Genomic DNA, 20,365 nt, shown 5'->3' on the forward strand with positions numbered 1-20,365 from the left:
GATGTCTTCCTTCCTAGGTTGGGGCGACGAGCGCCGCATCGATGCGTTGATCCAGCAGGGCGAGGGCCGCCGCGGCGTCCAGCACGCCGGCGCCGCAGCCATCGCTGGCGCGCCCGGCGCCGAAGGGCCGCACGCTTTCGACCAGGATGTCGCGCGCGCTCTGCGGATCCAGCGGCCAGGCGCGCGCCTCGGCGTGCGCCGCCAGCAGCGCGCAGGCCGCGGAGACGAAGGGGGCGGCGAAGCTCGTGCCGCTGACGCAGGCGTAGCCGGCCAGGCCGCAGGTCCAGATGTCGCGCCCCGGCGCGCACAGCGCCACGTGCGCGCCGCGCGTGCTGAACGAGGCGGGCGAACCGTCGTCCTCCACGGCGCCGACGGCGATCACGCCCTCGTGCGCGGCCGGGTAGTAGCGTTCGGCCAGGCCGGAGTTGCCGCTGGCTGCCACCAGCAGCACGCCGCGCGCCAGCGCGTAGCGCACCACTTCTTCGTGCGGCCGCGGGTCGTCGGCGACCAGCGCGGATTCCGGCGTGCCGAAGCTCATGTTGATCACGCGCACGCCCAGGTCGATCAGGCGCTTCATGCCGGCGTCGATGTTGGCCAGCGCGCCGATGCCCACGCGCTTGCCGCCCTGCAGCGCGGCGCCCAGCACGCGCACCGGCGTTAGGCCGCACAGGCCCGCGCCGCCCGCAGGCAGGCCGGCGCCGTTGGCGCGCAGGATGCCGGCGCAGGCCGAGCCGTGGCCCACCTCGTCGTCGGGTTGTTCGTCGCGGCCGGTGTTGTCGCCCACCAGCGTGAGGTCGCCCACCGTCGCCGCGTCCAGGTCCACCGTGTCGAAGCCGCGGCGCAGGCGCCGGCTCAGCTCCAGGTGGCCCGCCACCACGCCGGTGTCGGCCAGGCCCACCACCACGGAAGGATCGCCACGCTGCAGCGCGAGCGCCTGCGGCAGCCGCACCATGGCGCGCGGCCGGCGGGCGGCGACCGGGTCGATCTCTCGCAGGGCGCGCGCGGGCGCATCGAAGGGCGTGGCGCACAGGCGGTCCGGCTGCACGCGTTCGACCACGGGCAGTTGCTGCAGGGCCCGCAGCAGGGTGGGCAGGCCGGCGTCGCGCGCGATCTCGATGCGCAGCACGCGGGCCACGCCGCTCAATTGCTCGGCGTCGTCGAAGCGGCGCGCGCCGGGCACGCCGGGGCGCTGCAGGCGCGTGATGCGCGCGCTGTGCAGGCGAACGGTGCGGGCGGAGCCGCCGTGGTGCGCCAGCAGGCGGTCGAGCGGCCCGCCGTCGATGCGGGCGGCCATGGGCTGGCCTTCCTGGCGCACTTCGCGCAGGCTGGGCAGGTGCTCGGGCAGCTCGCCCAGCCGGATGGTGAGCAGCAGCCGGCGCGGGGCATGCAGCGCGTTCATGCCGCCTTCCTTTCCGCGCCCTCGGCCCAGCGGCCGATGCGGCCTGCGGCCAGCGGCACGTGGGCCACCTCGCCCTCGCCGAAATCGATCTCCGCGTCCAGGCCCATCTGCGTGGCATGCGGCGCCAGCACCAGGCGGCCGTCGTGCGCTTCCAGCACCGGCACGTCCTCGCCGGCGGCGCGCACGAAGGGGATGCGGCCGGCGCGCAAACCCGGCGCCTGCAGGTGCACGCGCGCGTTGCGGCCGAAGCGGCCTTCCTGGCCCGGCGCCTCCACCTGCGTCACGCGCGGCGCGGCGGCGGCCAGCAGGGCCTGCTGCAGCCGGTTGACGGGCATGCGGGCGATGCGGGCGACCACGTCGGTGCCGGCGGTCTTGCGCAGGTCGGACAGCTGCTCCACGGTGCGTACGCCGATGCGTTCCAGGCGGCGCTGGTCCTCTTCGCTGATCTGGCCCTTGAGCGCCTCGCGCAGGCTGAACTGCGGCTCCTCCGCCTTGAAGTCCACCGCGTTCTCTTCCACCATCGAGCGCGTCACGGTGGTCAGCGTCAGCTTGATGGTGCTGGCCTCGGTGTCGCCCGGGCTGGAGGGGCGCACGAACACGTCGTCGTCGATCATCTGCACGAAGGCGCGCAGGTCCAGCGACACGTCCTTCACCGCGAAGGTCAGGGGCAGGCGGGCCACGCGCGCCTTGAGCGCCATCGCCGCCTGCGCCTTGTCCAGCTGCTCGGTGAGCGACTGGATCAGGACGTCGAAGGGCACGCCCGCGTCCTGCACGAAGCCCTGCACGGAATTGGTCATGGCAGGGCCTCCGTCGGCAGCTGCTGCCAGACCAGCGAAAGGCGGCAGGACTGCTGGTGCCAGCCGGCGTCGGCGTACGAGCGCGCGACATCGGCCAGCAGCACGCAACCGCCGTCCTTCAGCGTGAGCGCCGTGTCCACCGGCAGCGTCATCTCGGCCTGCGTGACCTGCACGCCGGCGCGTTGGGCGGCGCCCTGCAGGCCGTTGTGCAGGTCCATCAGGACATCGGAGAGGTTGCGCAACATCACGCACCTCCCTGCTGCGGGCCGGGCTGCGCCGGGGCGGCGGGCGCGGCAGGTGCTGGCAGCGGCGCCGCGCTGCGGGCGACCGCGGAATTGCGCTGCACCAAGGCGATCTTGGCGGCGTCGGCCAGCCGGTCCAGCGGCAAGGTCTCGCTGACGAAATTCAGGCGCACCTCGCCGAACAGGTCGGCGCGCAGGCTGGTGTCGCTCTGCGCGTTCACGCCCAGCGTGGACACCATGGTCGAACTCGCGCCGCTGTAGCTCAGGGCGCCGCGCTCGCCCCAGTCGGCCACGCTCTTGGGGTCGCTGCCGGTGGCGTAGCCGACCTTGGCGGCCTCGTTGGCGCTGGCGCGGAACATCACCTTGGCGGTGATCGAGCCGTCCTTCACCGCGACCCGGTTCATGCCCAGCATCACCATGGTGGCCAGCAGCTGCTGGCGCTCGGCGCCGACCCTGGTGCGCACCTGCGGCAGCACGCGTTCTTCCAGCAGTTCGCCGGTGAGCTCCTCGCCTTCGGCGCCGTACTCCGCCAGCCAGGCCGGCGCGAGTCCCTCGGCCGAAGGCGCCAGCAGCGGCTGCGGCTGGTCCGCGCTGGGCGGCATCACGCGCACTTCGCCCGGGTAGCGCTGCGCCAGCCAGTCGCGCGCCTGGTTGGGGGTGACGTTATCCTCGGTGAACTGGTCCACCGTCTTGGCCACCGCGCTGACCAGGCTGGAGTAGCTCTCCATCTGGCGGATCGAGGCATCGACGATCGCGTCGAAGGTGCCGTGCACCAGGCCGGCGACGAATCCGGGGAAGTCGATCTCGCTGACCAGCGCGCGGGTGCGCTGCGCCAGCGCGTCGGTGGCCGAGGGCTTGGGTGCGGGCGCCGGCGCGGCGGCGGCCGGCACCGGGTCGGCCAGCGCACGCACCCGCGCCGCGCCGTTGGCCAGCGGCGGGAAGATCGAGCGTGTGCGCGGCTGCGTCATGGCGGGCTTTCAGTGCTTCACTGCCAGCTGCTGTCCAGGTCGTAGCGACCGTTGCCCACCAGGCGCAGCCGCGTGCGGGCCGTGACGTTGCCGCTGGGCGTGCCGCTGAAGTCCACGTCCACCGTGACCCGGAGCGCCGCCTGCGGGCTGGCGAGCCCGGGGATGGTTTCGGTTTCGTCCTCGATGGTCGCGGTGACGTTGACGTCGTAGGGCAGGTCGGCCGGCGTGCCGGCGCTGATGCGCACGTTGCCCACCGCGCCGCCGCCGGCGTCGAAGCGCACGGTGACGGGAAGGGGCACGGCGTCGCGGGCGATGCAGGGCCACTGGTCCAGGGCGATCGTGGTCGGAACCAGGCCGGCACCATCGCCGCGGCGGGATCGGGCAGCTTCACGCCATCGAGCTGGTCCAGCGCCCAGGTGGTGCGGCCACGGTTGCCGCGGGTGCGGCGCATGGTGGTGCCGGGAACGCGCGAGGGCTCGATCGGCTCGTCCACCGGTGCCGTGTCTTCCAGGGCGAAGGCGCGGATCGATTGCGGCGGCGTCGCCAGCGCAGCGCGCGAGCTGGCGGTGGCACGGCGCACCGCGGCCTTGGCCAGTGCCTGGGCGGAAGCGGCCTGCGCGGGCAGGTGCAGCACGCGCCAGTTGCCGTAGTCGGCCTCGGCCATGTTGCCGAAGTCGGAGGCGAACTGCTGGAAGGGCAGCCAGTCGGCGTAGCCCTGGTTGGCGGGACGGAACTCGGTGGGGTCGTCGTCGAAGGTGACGCGGGTGTCCCAGGGATTGAGCAGCTTGACCTCGCAGCGCGCCGGGTCGTCGGTGTTGCCGCGCAGGCCGCTCACCACCACGGCATGCGGCATGCCCACGATCACCACCCACAGCGGGCCGAAGTCGCGCAGCCAGGTCGCCCACTGCGCGGGTGAGAAGTACAGACTGGTGTTGGACGGCACGTCGATCGCGGTGAAGCCGTAGCGGTCGCGCACGGCCTGCAGCAGGTCCCAGCCGTAGCTGGTCATGAGCGAGCCGCCGACCTCGCCGGCCAGCGTCTCGGGCTCGTAGGACGCATTGCGGCGGAAGGACAGCAGCATCGCCATCGAGGCCGCCCAGCAGGCCAGCTTGTTCGGCTGCGGCACCAGCTGCACCGGGTACTCGATGCTCTCGGTGGCGAGCGCCTTGGCGCGTCGTCGCCTGGGCGCGCTGCTGCGGCCGGAACGGGCCGGCCGCTCGTTCGGCGCACGGACCTGCGATGCGGACAGCGCCAGCGCGAACGGCGCCGCCGTCGCGGGCGCGCGGCCCTGGGCACCGTCGGCATGCAGGATCTGCACGTCCACCACGCCGCCGCTTTCGGTCATGCGGCCTTCGTACAGCTGCACGAACTCGTTGAAGGGCACGCGGATGCGCCCCGGCGTTCCCGGCCACGGGTCGTACAGGAACATCGTGGTGTCGCTGCCGTCGGGATTGCCGTTGCTTTCCATGCCCACCAGCACGCGGGCATGGCCGCCGCCCTGCTTGTCCCAGTTCATGCCGACGTACATCGGGCCGTAGTCGGACAGCATCTGCCGGAAGGCTTCGATGGTGTAGGAGGCCGGAGGCTCGGCCACCAGGCCCCAGGCGTCGGCCAGCGTGATGCGGTTGCTGGGTGGCAGGCCGTTGCGGTAGGCGTCGATCACCGGGACATGGCGCGCGATCTCCGAGTCGGCGATGCAGACGCGGTCGCGCCAGCCGACCACCATGGCCGCGGCGGCGGCCCAGCACGAGCTGTCGCTGCTTTGCGGCTGGTAGGGCGTGTCATCCCAGTGCAGCGAGAAGGACTGGCCGGACAGGGCCTGCGCCACGGTGCCGTGGCCGAAGAGGATGTCCACCACGCGCGGGTGGAAGCGCTCGCTGAAGGGCGTGGGCGCGCTGGCCGCACCGCCCTGGCCGTTGACGAACTCCACCACCTTGCGCTGGAAGCTTTGCCACAGGTGGTCGGCGCCGAAGAAGGCGATGCTCTCGCCGATGCCGTCGGTGGCGCGGTCGGCGCCGCGCGTGTAGATCACCGTGGCGCCGTCGGCGTCGGTGCGCACGCCGAACTCGCGGTGGCCGCTGACCGGATGCGCGCCCGACCAGGGCGTGCGCACGGTGGTGAAGCGCCAGCGGCGCGCTTCGCGCAGGCTGCAGACCACCGCGGCGTTGTCCGGGCCGACGATGTCGATCTTGAACACGGTGCCGGTCGGCGCGGCCGAGGCCCACTTCAGGTCGTCGTCGCCGGTGGTGTAGGGGATGAACTCGCTGTTGTCGGTGTCCAGGAAGTCGTTGATGTGCAGGCGCACGTGTTCCAGAAGTTGCTCGTCGCTCCAGCCCGAGGGCAGCGAGGTGACGCGGATCTCGTAGCGATCGAGGTTGAGCGCGCCGATCGCCTCGGTCATGCGCTGCACGCTCATGTCGCGGCCGGCCAGGTAGCCGGGGATCCAGTCGGGCACGCTCCAGTTGAACAGGTCCGCCCATTGCGGCGCGTAGCGCTGCGCCTGCTGCACGTCCTCGGGCCCGATGATCAGAGGACGCGCGCGCAGGGCAGGGCGCTCGGCGACGGCGGCGCGGCCGGGGACCGCCTGCGGCCGCGTGAGCAGCTTCGGCGGCGCCACGCGCGTGGCCAGCGCGAAGGCGCTGGCGCGGCCTTCGATCCAGTCGATCTTGTTGGGCGTGATGAAGCAGCCTCGGTTCAGGCCGGAAGCGGCCGGCTCGCCGGTGACGTGCACGGCGCAGACCAGCGCCTGCAGCGTGCCGCTGCTGCTGTCCAGGTGGTACACGGGCGAGCCGCTGTTGCCTTTCAGCGTGAGCAGCGGGTAGTCGAGCACTTCGAGGTTGCTCTGGCTGCTGGCATAGCCGCCGTGCAGGTGCTGCCGGTCGCCGTCGATGGCGTGGGTGAGCTGCGGCACGGTGACCGAGCGCTTGGCATAGCCGCACACCACGATCGGCAGCCGGTCCGAGGGCGTCGCGTTGAGGAAATGGAACCACTGGCCGTTGGGCGCGGCCAGCGACACGTTGTCGATCACGGCGAGGTCGTTTTCCCAGTTGCCGTCGCCGGTGTAGGGCGGCCGCGGGATCCGCCAGGAGGAACTCTGCACCGTGCACTCGCCGAAGGGCTTGTCGCTGCCGCTGCGCCCCGGGATGATGGTGACGCTGGACATGCCGTCCAGGTTGTGCGCGCAGGTGAGCACGCGGTTGGCGCCGATGTAGAAGCCGGTGCCGATGTAGCGCTTGCCGTCCGGGGCCGTCATGCGCAGCTGGCAGATGGCCGAGTGCGGGAACTGCGTGGTGTCGGCCACGCCCATGAACCATTCCTCGCGCGCCAGGCTGAAGGCGTTGTCCTGGCAGGTGAGCGCCGTCATCGGATCGCTCTGGTCGTAGAAGGGCTCGATGATCTCCTGCGCGGTGGACCGCACCGAGCGGCCCAGGGCCTGGGCGGCCGCGGGCGCCGACTGCGCGGCCAGCGCCGCGGCCTCTTCTTCCACCATCGGCAGGTAGCGGTCCCAGTCCCACACGGCGTTGGGGCAGCTGGTGTGGGTGGTGCGTGTGTCGGCCTCGGCGTGGCCCAGCACGTGCGTGCGGTCGACAGGCAGCCCGAAGCACTGGCACAGGAAGGCGACCAGGCGGGCCGAGCCGCGGTACTGGTCCTCGGTGGGCACCAGGCCGCGCGTGTTGGCGACGTGCTCGATGCCGATGCTGTGGCCGTTGGCGCGGTTGGCGTGCCAGGCGACGTCGTTGTGGCGCACCATCTGCACCACCTCGCCGTCCTGGCCGACCACGTAGTGCGCGCTGACGTGGATGGGCTCGCCGCGGCGGTTGCGCTGGTTGGGGTTCTGGAACCAGCCGATGGTGCCGGTGATGCGCGTGCCGCCGTCGGTGATGTGGATGACGATCTGGCGGATCTCGCGCGGCGTGCGGCGGGCGCGGTAATTGGACGCATGCGCGGGTGCGAAGCGGCTGGCGCCGGGGTACTCCGGCTGCGGCGTGTCGAGGCCGCGCGCGCGCAGTTCCTGGGCGACGGCCAGCGCCGTGGCTTCGTCGTCGGGCACGGGCTCGTCGATGCCGCCGCCTTCCTCGGCGTCGGCGTGTTCCTCGAGCGCGTGCGAATGGCGGCCCAGGCCCTGCGCCGTGGTGGTCGGTGCGGTGGGTGTCGTGAGCTGGGGCGAAGGCGCGGTCGCGTCAGGTGCGGCGTTCGCGGGGAACTCGCCGAAGCCGTCGTCGTAGTTCGCGGGCGGCGTGGTGGCCGGCGTGGAGCCGTTCGGCCGGGTCTGGATGGGCGCGATCGCCGTCGCGGGCGCCGGCTGGGCGGCCGCGGGCTGCTGCCGCGCATCGCCACCCCAGTCGAGGCTGGCGTCGTGGCCCTCCGTCCCGCCGTAGCTGCGCGTGGTCGGCCGCAGCGCCAGGCGGCGCAGGCCGCGTTCGGTCAGGCCCGACAGGTTCACGTACATGTTGCCTTCGCTCGGCGCCTGCACGAAATCGGGCACGCCGCCGCTGGCTTCGCGGTAGGTGGCCAGGCCGAAGTACAGGCGCGGCTGGCCGGCGAAGTTGGCCAGCGCGTCCGGCGGCACCAGGTACACGGCTTCGCCGCGGCGGGCGCGGATCGCGCCGCCGGCGGAGCGGCTGGAGTGGAAGTTGCGCTGGTTGCGGCGGGCGCGGTTCTCGCTGCGGAACAGGGCGGGGTCGGTCGCCACCGCCACCTCGAACAAGGGGCTTTCGGTGCGCACGGTGAAGCCGAGCACGCTGAAGCGGTCGTCGATGTTCTCGCGGTTGGCCTGGATGCGGGGCATGGCGCTCTCCTGTGTTCGCTCAGGTCGCTTCGGCGGCCGGGGGTGGGGTCGTGCTGTCGGGCAGCGGGGAGACGGCGGAGGCGCCGGTGACGCCGGGCGCGGCGGCGGCGGCAGGCGGATCGCCGAGGTCCCCCATGTGCTCCCAGAACCGCGCGGGATCCTCGATGCCCAGCGCCAGCAGGTGGGGTCTCATGAATGCGATCACGGCATGCAGCTCCGTAAAGAAACTTCGTTCCCCGCTGGCGACGTGCTCGATCGAGCCGCGCCAGGCCCGCACTGCCCCCGGGACCTCGCCGCTTTCGCACCACACCCTGACGATGAAGGCGGCGCTGCGGTCTTCGAACAAGGGCATGACGTGTGTTCCGGATCGGCGAAGCGGCGGGGGCTCTTGCTCGTTGCAGGGGAGTCTGCGCAGGGCCGGTCACAGGGCGGTCACACCCGGATCACGCGGGCATCACGCGGGGTGGCGGCTTGGTGTGATGGGGACGAGCGCGTGCCGCGGGCAGGGGCACGCCCGCCCGGTGGGTGCGGATGGATAGGACGTGCAGGATCAGCCGGGGCGCCGGCCCCGGCGATCCTTACCCCGACTGCAGGGAGCTCTCAGGCGACCAGGTCCTCGATCACGAGGAAGCGGTAGCGCTGGCCGTAGGAGATGTGCGTGTCGTGCAGCAGGTCCAGGACGTGCTCGGACCGCAGCTTCGCGCTCGCGTGCACGATCAGGGCGTGGTGCCCCTCGTGCGCCAGCTGGCGGAAGTGCCGCGCGGTCTCCGACTCGGTTCCCACGGACGGCAGCAGCATGTCGTCGTCCTCCTCGTCCGTGGAGCCGATGATCTGGCGCTCGAACTCCTCCGGCTTCGCCATGCACAGGTCGTCCTCCTTCACCCCGTCGTGCCGCAACAGCTCGCACGCATGGCGGGCATCCGCCTCGGTGGGGAACATCAGCACGATGTGCCCGGTGGGATAGAAGACGCCGCGCATGTTCCTCATGCGTTCCATGCTGAAGGGCTTCATGTGCCACTCCTGTGCGAACCCCGGAAGACTTAAGCATAGGCCTCCGGTTCGCTTGCGAACAAACCCCCGGTATGACATCTGCGGCCTCATGGGATTGGACGGCCTTTGCATCCCCCTGGCGGCAGGTGTACAACTTGCCGCACTGCGCTGCCGGGCGCGAAGGAGGCTGCATGGACAATCTCCTGAGGTTGCCATAGCCATGGCGATCGCGATCGCGCTGATCGTGCTTGCCCTTGGCTCGGTGCTGTTCCACTTCCTGAGCCCCTGGTACTTCACACCGATCGCCTCCAACTGGGGCGCGATCGACACCACCATCACCATCACCTTCTGGGTGACCGGCGTCGTGTTCGTCGCGGTCAGCCTGTTCATGGCCTGGTCCGTGATCCGCTACCGCCATCGGGAAGGCGGGCGTGCGGCCTACCAGCCCGAGAGCAAGAGGCTGGAATGGTGGCTGCTCGTGCTCACCGCCGCCGGAGTGGCGGCCATGCTGGCGCCGGGGCTGCTGGTCTGGGCCGAGGTGATCAAGGTGCCGAACGACGCGCAGGTGGTGGAGGCCGTCGCCCAGCAGTGGCACTGGAGCTACCGGCTGCCGGGCAAGGACGGCAAGCTGGGGACGGTGCACTCCCGCTTCGTGACCGACCAGAACCCGTTCGGGATGAACCCGGCGGATCCCAACGGCCGCGACGACGTGCTGCTGGCCAGCCCGGAGCTGCGCCTGCCGCTGGGCAAGCCCGTCAAGCTGCTGCTGCGGTCCAAGGACGTGCTGCACAACTTCTCGGTGGCGCAACTGCGCGTGAAGATGGACCTGGTGCCGGGCCTGGTCACCTATTCCTGGTTCACGCCGACGCGCACCGGATCCTTCGACCTGCTGTGCGAGGAACTCTGCGGCGTCGGCCACTTCGCCATGCGCGGCCGGCTCGTGGTCGAGGAGCCCGCCGTCCACCAGGCCTGGCTGGACCGGCAACCCACCTTCGCGCAGGCCAGCACCCGGCTCGCCGGCGATGCCGCGGCCGGCAAGGCGGCGTATGCCACCTGCGCGGCCTGCCATGGCGCCAACGGCGGCGAGGGCAACGTGGCCCTCAACGCGCCGAAGTTGAGCGGGCAGGGCGCCTGGTACCTGCAGCGCCAGTTGCACCTGTTCAAGCAGGGTGCCCGCGGCACGCACGAGAAGGATGTCTACGGCAAGCTGATGGCACCCATGGCCGCCACGCTGGTGGACGAAGGCGCCGTCGCCAACGTCGCCGCCTACATCGCCAGCCTGCCGGACACGCGGGTGGCCACCACCATCAAGGGCGACGCCGACAGCGGCCGCCGGCGCTACGCCACCTGCGCCGCCTGCCACGGCGCCGACGGCGGCGGCATCGCGGCGACCAATGCGCCGCGCCTGAAGGGCATGAGCGACTGGTACATGGCCACGCAGCTGAAGAACTTCAGGGACGGCGTGCGCGGCCACCATGCGCAGGACATCTATGGCGGCCAGATGGCGCTGATCGCCGGCATGCTGGGCGACGACGCGGCGGTCGGCGACGTCCTGGCCCACATCAACGGGCTTCCGGCCCGGAACGGGGAGCCGCGATGACGACCCACGTTGCCCACGACGAATCGGACTTCGCGCCGCCCGCGGAAGTCGGCGAGGTCGAGCTGTACCACCCGAAGACCTTCATCGGCAGGTACATCTGGAGCCAGGACGCCAAGGTGATCGCGCTGCAGTACGCGGTGACCGCCATCGCCATCGGGCTGGTGGCCCTGGTGTTTTCCTGGCTGATGCGGCTGCAGCTCGGGTTCCCGGGCCGCTTCTCCTTCATCGACCCCAGCACCTACCTGCAGCTGGTGAGCATGCACGGGATGATCATGGTGATCTACCTGCTGACGGCGCTGTTCCTGGGCGGCTTCGGCAACTACCTGATCCCGCTGATGGTGGGGGCGCGCGACATGGTGTTCCCCTACGTGAACATGGTGAGCTACTGGCTCTACCTGCTGGCCGTGCTGCTGCTGGTCGCCAGCTTCTTCGTGCCGGGCGGGCCCACGGGCGCGGGCTGGACTCTGTATCCGCCGCAGGCCATCCTGGACGGCACGCCGGGCGCGCACCTGGGCATCATCCTGCTGCTGGTGTCGCTGATCGTCTTCGTGATCGGCTTCACCATGGGCGGACTGAACTACGTGGTGACCGTGCTGCAGGCGCGCGCGCGGGGCATGACGCTGATGCGGCTGCCGCTGACGGTGTGGGGCATCTTCATGGCGACGATCCTGGCGCTGCTGGCGTTCCCGGCCCTGTTCGTCAGCGCCCTGATGATGCTGCTGGACCTGACCCTGGGCACCAGCTTCTTCATGCCTGCGCTCGTGTCCAAGGGGCAGCAAATGAGCTACGCGGGCGGCAACCCGCTGCTGTTCCAGCACCTGTTCTGGTTCTTCGGCCACCCCGAGGTCTACATCGTGGCGCTGCCCGCCTTCGGCATCGTGTCGGACCTGATCAGCACGCACGCGCGCAAGAACATCTTCGGCTACCGCATGATGGTCTGGGCCATCCTGATCATCGGCGGCCTGAGCTTCATCGTGTGGGCGCACCACATGTACGTGAGCGGGATGAACCCCTACTTCGGCTTCTTCTTCGCCACCACCACGCTGGTCATCGCGGTGCCCACGGCCATCAAGGTCTACAACTGGGTGCTGACGCTCTATCGCGGCAACATCCACCTGAACGTGCCGATGCTGTTCGCCATCGCCTTCATCTTCACCTTCGTCAATGGCGGCCTGACCGGCCTGTTCCTCGGCAACGTCGTGGTCGACCTGCCGCTGTCGGACACCATGTTCGTCGTGGCGCACTTCCACATGGTGATGGGCATCGCGCCGATCCTGGTGGTGTTCGGCGCCATCTACCACTGGTACCCCAAGATCACCGGGCGCATGCTGGACGACACCCTCGGCAAGCTGCACTTCTGGGTGACCTTCGTCGGCACCTACGCGATCTTCTATCCCATGCACTACCTGGGATTCATGGGCATCCCGCGCCGCTACTACGCCATAGGCGGCACCAACTTCATCCCCGACTCGGCGCACCTGCTGAACGCCTGGATCTCGATCGCCGCCTTCGTGGTCGGCGCGGTGCAGATGGCCTTCCTCTACAACCTGGTCGTCAGCTACTTCCGTGGCCGGCCGGCCGGCCCCAACCCCTGGAACGCCACCACCCTGGAGTGGCAGACGGCGGACACGCCACCGAAGCACGGCAATTTCGGCCCGGAACTGCCGGTGGTCTACCGCTGGGCCTACGACTACGGCGTGCCGGGCATGAAGGCCGACTACATCCCGCAGAACGTGCCGCCCGCGGACGTCGCGGCCGAAGCCTGGACGCGCGGCGCGCAGCCGGCCGGAGTGTAGCGGCATGACCATCGGCCTGGTGTTCCTCACCCTCATGATGGCGGTCATCGTGTGGTGGCTGCTGCGCCAGACCATCAACGTGCAGCCCTGGCATTCCCCGGCAGTGGCACTGCCGGTGGAGGAGCCCGCTGTCCGGCCGTCGGTGAAGACGGCCTTGTGGGTGTTCCTGGGCGTCGCGACCTCGCTGTTCGTGCTGTTCGTCAGCGCCTATGCCATGCGCCTGGGCCTGGCGGACTGGACGCCCTTGCCGCGGCCCCGCCTGCTGGTGCTGAACACCGCCCTGCTGGTCGGCGCCAGCCTGGCGATGCAGTGGACGGTGCATGCCGCACGGCGCGGGGCCGGTGGGGACGTGCGGCGCGGCCTCGCGGCCAGCGGGGTCCTGACGATGGGCTTCCTCCTCGGCCAACTGGTCGTCTGGAAGCAGCTGAACGATGCGGGCTTCCTGGTCGCCAGCAGCGCCGCCGCGTCCTTCTTCTACGTGTTCACGGCGGTGCACGGCCTGCACGTGCTCGGCGGCCTGGTGGCCTGGCTGCGCGCCGTGCGGAGGTCCTGGCGGGGTGCGGATGCGGCCGCGGTGCGCCTGGGCGTGGAACTGTGCGCGACCTACTGGCACTACCTGCTGGCCGTCTGGGTGGCGCTGTACGCGCTGCTGGTGTCGGACGAACTCGGGCTGGCGATCTGTTCGTCGGTCCCCTTGTGAGCGGCAAGGGAGGACACGCAAATGATGGTGCACCAGGCAAGCGAAACGGCCGGCGCGCTGCCCGCAGCGGGCTGGCGCAGCGCGGTGGCGGACGTCTCGTCGGACCAGCGGGCCTTCAAGAACGTGCCCTGGGGCAAGCCGATGATGTGGATCTTCCTGCTGAGCGACACCTTCATCTTCGGCAGCTTCCTCATCTCGTACATGGCGGTGCGCATGTCCACCACGGTGGGCTGGCCCAATCCGAGCGAGGTGTTCTCGCTGGTGATGTTCGGCAAGAACGTCCCGCTGCTGCTGATCGCGATCATGACATTCGTCCTGATCACCAGCAGCGGCACCATGGCGCTGGCGGTGAACTTCGGCTACCGGCGCGACCGCAAGACCACCGCCATCCTGCTGCTGGTGACGGCCGCCCTGGGCGCCACCTTCGTCGGCATGCAGGCCTTCGAGTGGTCCAAGCTGATCTCCGAGGGAGTGCGCCCCTGGGGCAACCCGTGGGGCGCGGCCCAGTTCGGATCGTCCTTCTTCATGATCACAGGCTTCCACGGCACGCACGTGAGCATCGGCGTCATCTTCCTGGTCATCGTGGCGGTGAAGGTGATGCGCGGCGACCTCGAGAAGCAGCGGCCGGGCTTCCTGACCGGCCGCAGGGGCAACTACGAGATCGTCGAGATCCTGGGCCTGTACTGGCACTTCGTGGACCTGGTCTGGGTGTTCATCTTCGCGTTCTTCTATCTCTGGTAGCGGGGAGGCAGCCATGGAACACGCGGTTCACCATCCGGCGGCGGGCGACCCACCCGCGGCGCAGACGCACGGCCAGCAGCACCCGCTGGGCATCTACTTCAAGATCTGGGCGCTGCTGTTCGTGCTGAGCGCCATGTCGTATGCGGTCGACTACTTCCACGTGCAGGGCCTGCTGCGCTGGTCGCTGATCATCCTCTTCATGCTGCTCAAGGCCGGGCTGATCGTCGCGGTCTTCATGCACATGCTGTGGGAGCGGCTGGCGCTGGTGTACGCCATCATCATCCCGCCCCTGCTGCTGGTGACGCTGGTGGGGATCGGCGCGCTCGAGGCCGACTACACCTGGCTCACGCGCGGCACCTTCTTCGCCCCCGAGGCCCAGCAGACGGCGGCGCCTGCCCATTAGGAACGGCCATGCGCAGGCGCGTCTACTGGCTCCTGCCGCACCTGGCCAGCGCGCTGGGCACGATGGACGACCTGTTGCTGGCGGGCGTGGACGTGCACCAGATGCATTTCATGGCGCGCGACGACTGCGACCTGTCCGAGCTGCATGCCGCCAGCCTGCTGCAGACCTCCGACCTGGTCCGCTCGGCCGAAGCCGGCCTCGTGATCGGGGCCGCCGTGGGCGGCCTGCTGGGCGCGCTGGTGGCAGGCATCTACCCGGGCCCCGACGGCATGCCGCAATGGAGCCTGATCCCCACGCTGGTCGCCGCGGGCGCGCTGTTCGATGCCTGGACCTCGAGCATGATCGGCATCTCCGTGCCGAACAAGGGCCTGGAGCGCTTCGCGGCGCCGATTGCGCAAGGCTGGATCCTGCTGATCCTCGACCTGCCGGTGTGGCGGGTCGCGGACATCGAGCAGCGACTGCGGGAGCTGCATCCCGAGGCACGGAGGCAGCGGGGGAGGAGGGGGTGCCGGTGTTTCGGTGAGGAACGGGCGGCATGCCCTCGAGGCGCATCAAGGATTCCCGGCGGCGCGCAGCGATCATGGGAGCCGATGCGATGGGGAGGTGCTGCAATGGATGCGTCGCGCAGGCGGTTCCTTTCCCTCGGCTTCGTCCTGGCAGCCGTGGGTTGCGCGTCCACGGAAACGGTCAGGCAGGCGGAGGGGCAGGGAACGAACCGGATCTACGAACGCGGCTTCGAGCCGGTCTTCGACGCGGCCCTCGCCGCCGCGAAATCCAGGAAGCTGGAGGTGGTGGAAAGCGACAGGGCGTCCGGCAAGCTCGTGCTTTCGCACGGGGTCACGCTGTGGAGCTGGGGAGAACGCATCGCGCTGTTCGTCCGGCCGGTTGCGCCGCAGCGCACCCAGGTGGAAATCGTCAGCAGGCCCGTGCTCGCCCCCTCAATTTCCCGCCGGACTGGGACCGCATCCTGCTGGAAGAGATCGACGCGCGCCTGCGAAGCGGAGGCTGATGCCGCTGCAGGGCGCTGCATGCGCTCAACGCTGCACCAGCACCCCCAGCACCACCGCCCCATTCAGCAGGATCCACCCGATGCACGCGACGTAGATCGCCTTGTCGCGGCGGGCGAGACCGTGCACGAACCAGAGGCAGGCACCCAGCAGGTAGGTGCCCCAGGACAGCACGGACACGCCCGCGACCTGGCCGTCCACCCACACCGTCCAGATCTGGGGCAGCGTCATCACCATGGTGGCGATGGACACGAAGGGGGGAGCTTCGCCACCGGGCTGTCCGGTGGGTCCGCGGGTCGCGAGGCGCCGGGGCCGTGGTCCATGGGACGCTCCCTTGAGGCCGGCATGCGATGCCGGGCACCCGATTGTGGCCATGGCAGCGCGCCCACAATGGGCCGGCGCGGGCGAAGAGAATCGTTACATTTTTGGAGGCTGCGGCTGTCGATCCGGACGCGGCTCGTTCGTCGTCCGGGAGAAGGCCGGTGATGCAACAAGTTTCGCATCGACCGGGTTCTGGATGGTCCAGACGCGACGCACCTGCGTTATGTGCGGAACTGAAGGAATGCAAATGCCAAGCAAGAACACGATCTGTCTCTGGTACGACCGCGACGCGCTGGAAGCCGCGCAGTTCTACGCGAAGACCTTTCCGGACAGCACCGTCGGCGCCGTGCATCGCGCGCCAGGCGACTTTCCCTCGGGCAAGGAGGGCGACGTGCTCACCGTCGAATTCACCGTCATGGGCATTCCGTGCCTCGGACTGAACGGCGGGCCGGCGTTCCGGCACGACGAGGCATTCTCGTTCCAGGTGGCGACCGACGACCAGGCGGAAACCGATCGCCTGTGGAACGCGATCGTCGGCAACGGCGGGCAGGCAAGCGCCTGCGGCTGGTGCAAGGACAAGTGGGGCCTGTCCTGGCAGATCACGCCCAGGGCGCTCACGGCGGCCATCACCGACCCCGACCGCGCCGCGGCGAAGCGCGCGTTCGACGCCATGATGGAGATGGGGAAGATCGACATCGCCACCATCGAGGCTGCCCGCAGGGGCTGAGGACGAATGGAAGGACAAGCCCGGCTGCCGACGACTTCTTCCACCAAGGAATACCTGCTGCTGTCGCGTGGCCAGTGGGACGCCGACAAGTCGCCCGAGGAGATCCAGGCCGCCATCGACGCGTTCTATGCCTGGCACGCGCGGCTGGTGGCCGAAGGCCGGTTCAAGCCCGGACAGCGCCTGGCGAAAACAGCGAAGCTCGTGACGCGCTCCGGCATCGTCGACGGGCCGTTCACCGAAGCCAAGGAAGTGGTCGGCGGCTACTGGTTCGTCCTGGCCGGCAGCCTGGAAGAGGCCGCCCGCATCGTGGCGGACAACCCCTGCCTCGCCTGCGGCCTGGCCTTCGAGATCCGCCCGATCGAGGCCGAGCGGGCGAGCGCTTGGCGCGAGACCAACGAGACGCCGGGCCGGGCCGGGCAGGCCGGGCGTGCCTGATCCGCTTAGGCCAGCAGCCTTTGCGCTTCCGCCGGATCCAGCCCGTACATGTCGGCGAACTCGGCCACCGTCTTGCCGCTGGCCTTGAAGGCGCCATGCAGGGCTTCGCGCCGCGCGCTTCTTTGCGCCACGATCGCCAGGGCGTCTTCCAGCAGCGATTGCAGCTGGTCGTCGAACGAGGCGAAGCGCTCCCGGTACGCTTCGCGGCCGAGCCCCGAGGCCTCGATGGCAGCCGCCAGTTGCTCGACGGCACGCTGGCGGGCGCGCTCCGGCTCCTTGCCACTGCGGCGTCTGTACAGTTCCAGGATCGCGTGCTGCACGTGCTCCGGCGCCACGGGCTCCACCGGCCGGGCCTGCAGGTCGTGGCGGGGCAGGCCGGAGGCCACCGCCTCGATGTAGCGGGTCGAGCGTGTGTGCAGCCCGAGCGCCACCTTCAGCTCCGCCGCAGGCAGCGCCTGCGGGTGCGCCGCCACGAGGTCTTCGAAGACGCCGAGCTTGAGCGGAAGGAAGCGGGCACCGAACAGCCGCGGGTACAGCTCGAACAGCTTGTGGAGCAGCGGATGCACCGGTCGGGGCGCCTTGCGCACGGCGGCCTTCGGCTTCCCGGGCGAGGCCGGGGCAGGAGCGGTCGGGTCTTGGGGTGAGGTCATGTTCTTGGTGGACATCCGCGCGCAGTTTAGTTGCCACCGGCGAGGGCGCCGGTGGCAGGCTTCACGCGCCTCCCCTGCGGACCGATTTCAGGTCCGCTCGAAGATCGCCGCGATGCCCTGGCCGCCGCCGATGCACATCGTCACCAGCGCATAGCGCCCGCCGATGCGATCGAGTTCGTGCAGCGCCTTCACCGTGATCAGCGCGCCGGTGGCGCCGATCGGGTGGCCCAGCGAGATGCCGGAGCCGTTCGGGTTGACCTTGGCCGGGTCGAGCTGCAGGTCCTTGAGCACTGCGCAGGCCTGCGCCGCGAAAGCCTCGTTGGCCTCGATCACGTCCAGGTCGCCGGCAGCGATCCTCGCCTTTTCCAGCACCTTGCGCGTGGCGGGCACCGGGCCGATGCCCATGTACTTCGGGTCCACGCCGGCATGCGCCCAGGCAACCAGCCGCGCGAGCGGCTTCAGGCCGCGCTTCTCGGCGACGCTGCGCTCCATCAGCACCACCGCCGCGGCGGCGTCGTTGATGCCCGAGGCGTTGCCGGCCGTCACCGTGCCGTTCTCCTTGGCGAACACGGGCTTGAGCTTGGACATGTCCTCCGGCTTCACGCCGGCACGGAAGTGTTCGTCCACCGCGAACAGCGTGTCGCCCTTGCGGGACTTGAGCGTGACGGGGACGATCTGGTCCTTGAAGTAGCCGGCCGCCGTCGCGCGTTCGGCGCGCTGGTGGCTCTCCACGGCCAGGCGGTCCTGGTCCTCGCGGCTGATGCCCCACTTGGTGGCGATGTTCTCGGCGGTCACGCCCATGTGGATGTTGTGGAAGGGGTCGTGCAGCGCGCCGACCATCATGTCCACCAGCCTGGCGTCCCCATGCGCGCGCCCCAGCGGGCGGTGAGGTCGGCGTAGGGCGCGCGGCTCATGTTCTCGGCGCCGCCGCCGATGGCGATGTCGCAGTCGCCCAGCAGGATGCCCTGGGCCGCCGAGATGATCGCCTGCAGGCCGGAGCCGCACAGCCGGTTGACGTTGAAGGCGGGCGTGCCTTCGCCGCAGCCGCCGTTGATGGCCGCCACGCGCGAGAGGTACATGTCCTTGGGCTCGGTGTTCACCACGTGGCCGAACACCACGTGCCCGACGTCGGCGCCGGCCACCTGGCTGCGGGCCAGCGACTCGCGCACGACCAGCGCGCCGAGTTCGGTGGGGGAATGTCCTTCAGGCTGCCGCCGAAGGTGCCGATGGCCGTGCGCACTGCGCTGACGGCGACGACTTCACGGGTCATGAGTCTCTCCAGGTTCGGGGGAGGCCGGACTTTAGCGCGGCCACCCTTCGCTATCCCTTACGCCGTGTCCACTGGCGCAGCTCGATCGGGTTGCCGTCCGGGTCCCGGATCTCGGCGCGCGCGTAGTCCGCGCGTTTCACCGGGCCCCAGGCAGCCTCCACGCCTTGCAACTTGAGGCTGCGGAGCGCGTCGTCGATGTCGTCCACCTCGAGGGCGAGGCACTGCCAGCCGAGGCGCTGCTCGCTGCCGCGCGGCGGATGGCCTGCACGTGCGGATAGCACATGACTTCGACGGTCGTCCCCCGAGTTCGAGATAGACGAGGTCCAGCGGGCCGGATGGCGTGTCGGGGATGGTCGTGCGTTCGCGCTCGCGGAAGCCGAGGACGCCGGTGTAGAACGCGATGGTCCGATCCGGCGAGGCCGTGAGCAGTTCGATGTGGTCGATTCGCTTGAACATGGGCGCTCCGGCCAGGGCTTGGACCAGTCTGGCCTGGGCATGGCCGGAGTAGGGATTGCCGCCCGCCTGCGCGAGCAGCGCGGCGGTGGCATCGATGACACCCTCCAGCGCCACGCCCCGCTCCAGCAGCAGTGCGCTGCGGGGCGTGCCCGTACCTGGCCTTCGGCCAGCACGTGCGGGTCGACCCCGTGATGGGAATCCGCACGGTCTCGATGGCCGGCTCGCTGAAGTGCGCCGAAGCGAGGAGTTCACGCAGCACGCCCTCGTCGTGCAGCTCATAGGGCAGCCGGAACCTCATTTGCGGGTCGCCCGGAAAGAGCGCTTCGACGATGCGCGCATTCGCCAGCGCGTGCGGGTTCTCCTCGATCCGGTCCCACACGCTGAAGAACAGGCGGCCGCCGCTCGCGAGCACCCTGCGTGCCTCCCGGAAGGCGAGGGCGCGATCCGGAGCGAACATGAAGCCGAAGCCGCAGACGATGGTGGCAAAGCTCCCATCCTCGAACGGCAGCTGCTGCAGGTCCGCAACCTGCCAGCGGAGGCCGGCAGCGTCGCCCGAGCGCGCGCGCGCGTAATCGAGCATGGTGGGACTGAGGTCGGTGGCGACCAGCTCGGTGGAACGGGGCAGTCGGGCACGCAGGAGGCGCGTCACCGCCCCGGTGCCGCACGCGAGTTCCAGCACCGGGCCGGCGCAACCAGCGGGTACACGGGCCACCAGCTCACGCGCGAAGGGCCCGAACGTGATCGGCGCCAGTTGCTCGTCGTAGGAACGCGGCGCATTGAAGCTCACGGAGCTGGCGGGCATCGATCCTCCGGATCGCAAGAAGAGCTTGCGCCGCCACTCTAGCACCGCGGTGGATCAGGACTTGCCGCCTCCCGAGTCGGATCCGTTGCGGTCACCGCGCTGCCTGCCGGCGTCCTCTCCTTGTTGCGCGCCTTGGCCGCCTTGCTGCACGGAGGCGTCGTCCAGCGGTGTGGAGCCCTGCTTCTGCGAGTTCTGTTCGTTTCCCTGCTTGCTTCCGTCTTCGCGACGCTGGTTGCCGGGGCTCTTGTTGGCTGACATGGACTTGCCTTTCT

18 protein-coding genes and 3 pseudogenes are annotated in these 20,365 nt (G+C 70.1%); 8 read left to right on the top strand and 13 right to left on the bottom strand.

Annotated features, from left to right (window positions below; translation table 11 throughout):
* Positions 1 to 13 precede the first annotated feature (13 nt).
* The 7 genes from HK415_RS04570 to HK415_RS04600 all read right to left on the bottom strand — a co-directional run bounded on the left by HK415_RS04570 (position 14) and on the right by HK415_RS04600 (position 9,206).
* Complete coding sequence (locus HK415_RS04570) at positions 14 to 1,399, bottom strand: S8 family peptidase (protein WP_171556940.1); 1,386 nt, start codon at positions 1,397 to 1,399, stop codon at positions 14 to 16.
* Entirely contained in the window at positions 1,396 to 2,196 is an 801-nt protein-coding gene (locus HK415_RS04575; protein ID WP_171556941.1) for a hypothetical protein, read from the bottom strand. Before HK415_RS04575 ends, HK415_RS04570 begins: the two co-directional genes overlap by 4 nt.
* Positions 2,193 to 2,441: a hypothetical protein gene (locus HK415_RS04580; protein WP_171556942.1), complete on the bottom strand. Its 249-nt coding sequence runs from the start codon at positions 2,439 to 2,441 to the stop codon at positions 2,193 to 2,195. The genes HK415_RS04575 and HK415_RS04580 overlap by 4 nt, the downstream gene beginning before the upstream one ends.
* Positions 2,441 to 3,211 carry a hypothetical protein gene (locus tag HK415_RS04585; protein WP_171556287.1) on the bottom strand — a complete coding sequence of 257 codons (771 nt, stop codon included), beginning with the start codon at positions 3,209 to 3,211 and terminating at the stop codon, positions 2,441 to 2,443. The genes HK415_RS04580 and HK415_RS04585 overlap by 1 nt, the downstream gene beginning before the upstream one ends.
* A complete protein-coding gene (locus tag HK415_RS04590; protein ID WP_171556943.1) occupies positions 3,102 to 8,195 on the bottom strand; it encodes a papain-like cysteine protease family protein in 5,094 nt (1,697 codons plus the stop codon). Before HK415_RS04590 ends, HK415_RS04585 begins: the two co-directional genes overlap by 110 nt.
* 19 nt (positions 8,196 to 8,214) lie before the next feature.
* Positions 8,215 to 8,547 (bottom strand): hypothetical protein, encoded by a 333-nt coding sequence (locus HK415_RS04595; RefSeq protein WP_171556944.1) that lies wholly within the window; start codon positions 8,545 to 8,547, stop codon positions 8,215 to 8,217.
* 248 nt (positions 8,548 to 8,795) lie between these two features.
* Complete coding sequence (locus HK415_RS04600; RefSeq protein WP_171556945.1) at positions 8,796 to 9,206, bottom strand: hypothetical protein; 411 nt, start codon at positions 9,204 to 9,206, stop codon at positions 8,796 to 8,798.
* A gap of 199 nt (positions 9,207 to 9,405) precedes the next feature.
* On the opposite strand from HK415_RS04600, the gene HK415_RS04605 reads away from it, so the two are divergent.
* The 8 genes from HK415_RS04605 (at position 9,406) to HK415_RS04640 (ending at position 16,915) form a co-directional block, all read left to right on the top strand.
* Entirely contained in the window at positions 9,406 to 10,785 is a 1,380-nt protein-coding gene (locus HK415_RS04605; RefSeq protein ID WP_171556946.1) for a c-type cytochrome, read from the top strand.
* Positions 10,782 to 12,581, top strand: a complete 1,800-nt coding sequence (locus tag HK415_RS04610) for a cytochrome c oxidase subunit I (RefSeq protein ID WP_171556947.1) — start codon at positions 10,782 to 10,784, stop codon at positions 12,579 to 12,581. The genes HK415_RS04605 and HK415_RS04610 overlap by 4 nt, the downstream gene beginning before the upstream one ends.
* A 4-nt stretch (positions 12,582 to 12,585) precedes the next feature.
* Positions 12,586 to 13,281, top strand: coding sequence for a cytochrome c oxidase subunit 3 (locus HK415_RS04615; RefSeq protein ID WP_171556948.1), 696 nt, complete (start codon positions 12,586 to 12,588; stop codon positions 13,279 to 13,281).
* A gap of 24 nt (positions 13,282 to 13,305) precedes the next feature.
* On the top strand, positions 13,306 to 14,022 hold the full coding sequence (locus tag HK415_RS04620; RefSeq protein ID WP_373684632.1) for a heme-copper oxidase subunit III family protein: 717 nt from the start codon (positions 13,306 to 13,308) through the stop codon (positions 14,020 to 14,022).
* A gap of 13 nt (positions 14,023 to 14,035) precedes the next feature.
* Positions 14,036 to 14,425 (top strand): cytochrome C oxidase subunit IV family protein, encoded by a 390-nt coding sequence (locus HK415_RS04625; RefSeq protein WP_171556950.1) that lies wholly within the window; start codon positions 14,036 to 14,038, stop codon positions 14,423 to 14,425.
* Positions 14,426 to 14,433: 8 nt separating this feature from the next.
* A complete protein-coding gene (locus tag HK415_RS26135; protein WP_309246575.1) occupies positions 14,434 to 15,918 on the top strand; it encodes a hypothetical protein in 1,485 nt (494 codons plus the stop codon).
* A gap of 82 nt (positions 15,919 to 16,000) precedes the next feature.
* Positions 16,001 to 16,480 (top strand): VOC family protein, encoded by a 480-nt coding sequence (locus HK415_RS04635; protein ID WP_171556951.1) that lies wholly within the window; start codon positions 16,001 to 16,003, stop codon positions 16,478 to 16,480.
* Positions 16,481 to 16,486: 6 nt separating this feature from the next.
* Positions 16,487 to 16,915: a YciI family protein gene (locus HK415_RS04640; RefSeq protein ID WP_171556952.1), complete on the top strand. Its 429-nt coding sequence runs from the start codon at positions 16,487 to 16,489 to the stop codon at positions 16,913 to 16,915.
* Positions 16,916 to 16,920: 5 nt separating this feature from the next.
* Here the strand turns inward: HK415_RS04640 and HK415_RS04645 are convergent, their stop codons facing one another.
* The 6 genes and pseudogenes from HK415_RS04645 to HK415_RS04670 all read right to left on the bottom strand — a co-directional run bounded on the left by HK415_RS04645 (position 16,921) and on the right by HK415_RS04670 (position 20,351).
* Complete coding sequence (locus HK415_RS04645; protein ID WP_171556953.1) at positions 16,921 to 17,565, bottom strand: ProQ/FINO family protein; 645 nt, start codon at positions 17,563 to 17,565, stop codon at positions 16,921 to 16,923.
* Between the two features lie 87 nt (positions 17,566 to 17,652).
* Positions 17,653 to 18,835: pseudogene (gene bktB, locus HK415_RS04650) on the bottom strand (beta-ketothiolase BktB).
* Positions 18,836 to 18,885: 50 nt separating this feature from the next.
* Entirely contained in the window at positions 18,886 to 19,245 is a 360-nt protein-coding gene (locus tag HK415_RS24550; protein WP_373684633.1) for a VOC family protein, read from the bottom strand.
* Positions 19,190 to 19,570 (bottom strand): annotated as a pseudogene (locus HK415_RS26840) (VOC family protein); the annotation flags it as partial. The gene HK415_RS24550 and the pseudogene HK415_RS26840, both read right to left, overlap by 56 nt.
* A gap of 124 nt (positions 19,571 to 19,694) precedes the next feature.
* Positions 19,695 to 20,093 (bottom strand): annotated as a pseudogene (locus HK415_RS26845) (class I SAM-dependent methyltransferase); the annotation flags it as partial.
* A 54-nt stretch (positions 20,094 to 20,147) separates the two neighbouring features.
* On the bottom strand, positions 20,148 to 20,351 hold the full coding sequence (locus HK415_RS04670; protein ID WP_171556955.1) for a hypothetical protein: 204 nt from the start codon (positions 20,349 to 20,351) through the stop codon (positions 20,148 to 20,150).
* Between the last annotated feature and the right edge of the window lie 14 nt (positions 20,352 to 20,365).

The sequence above is a fragment of the Ramlibacter montanisoli genome, assembly GCF_013087525.1.
Lineage (GTDB): Bacteria > Pseudomonadota > Gammaproteobacteria > Burkholderiales > Burkholderiaceae_C > Ramlibacter > Ramlibacter montanisoli.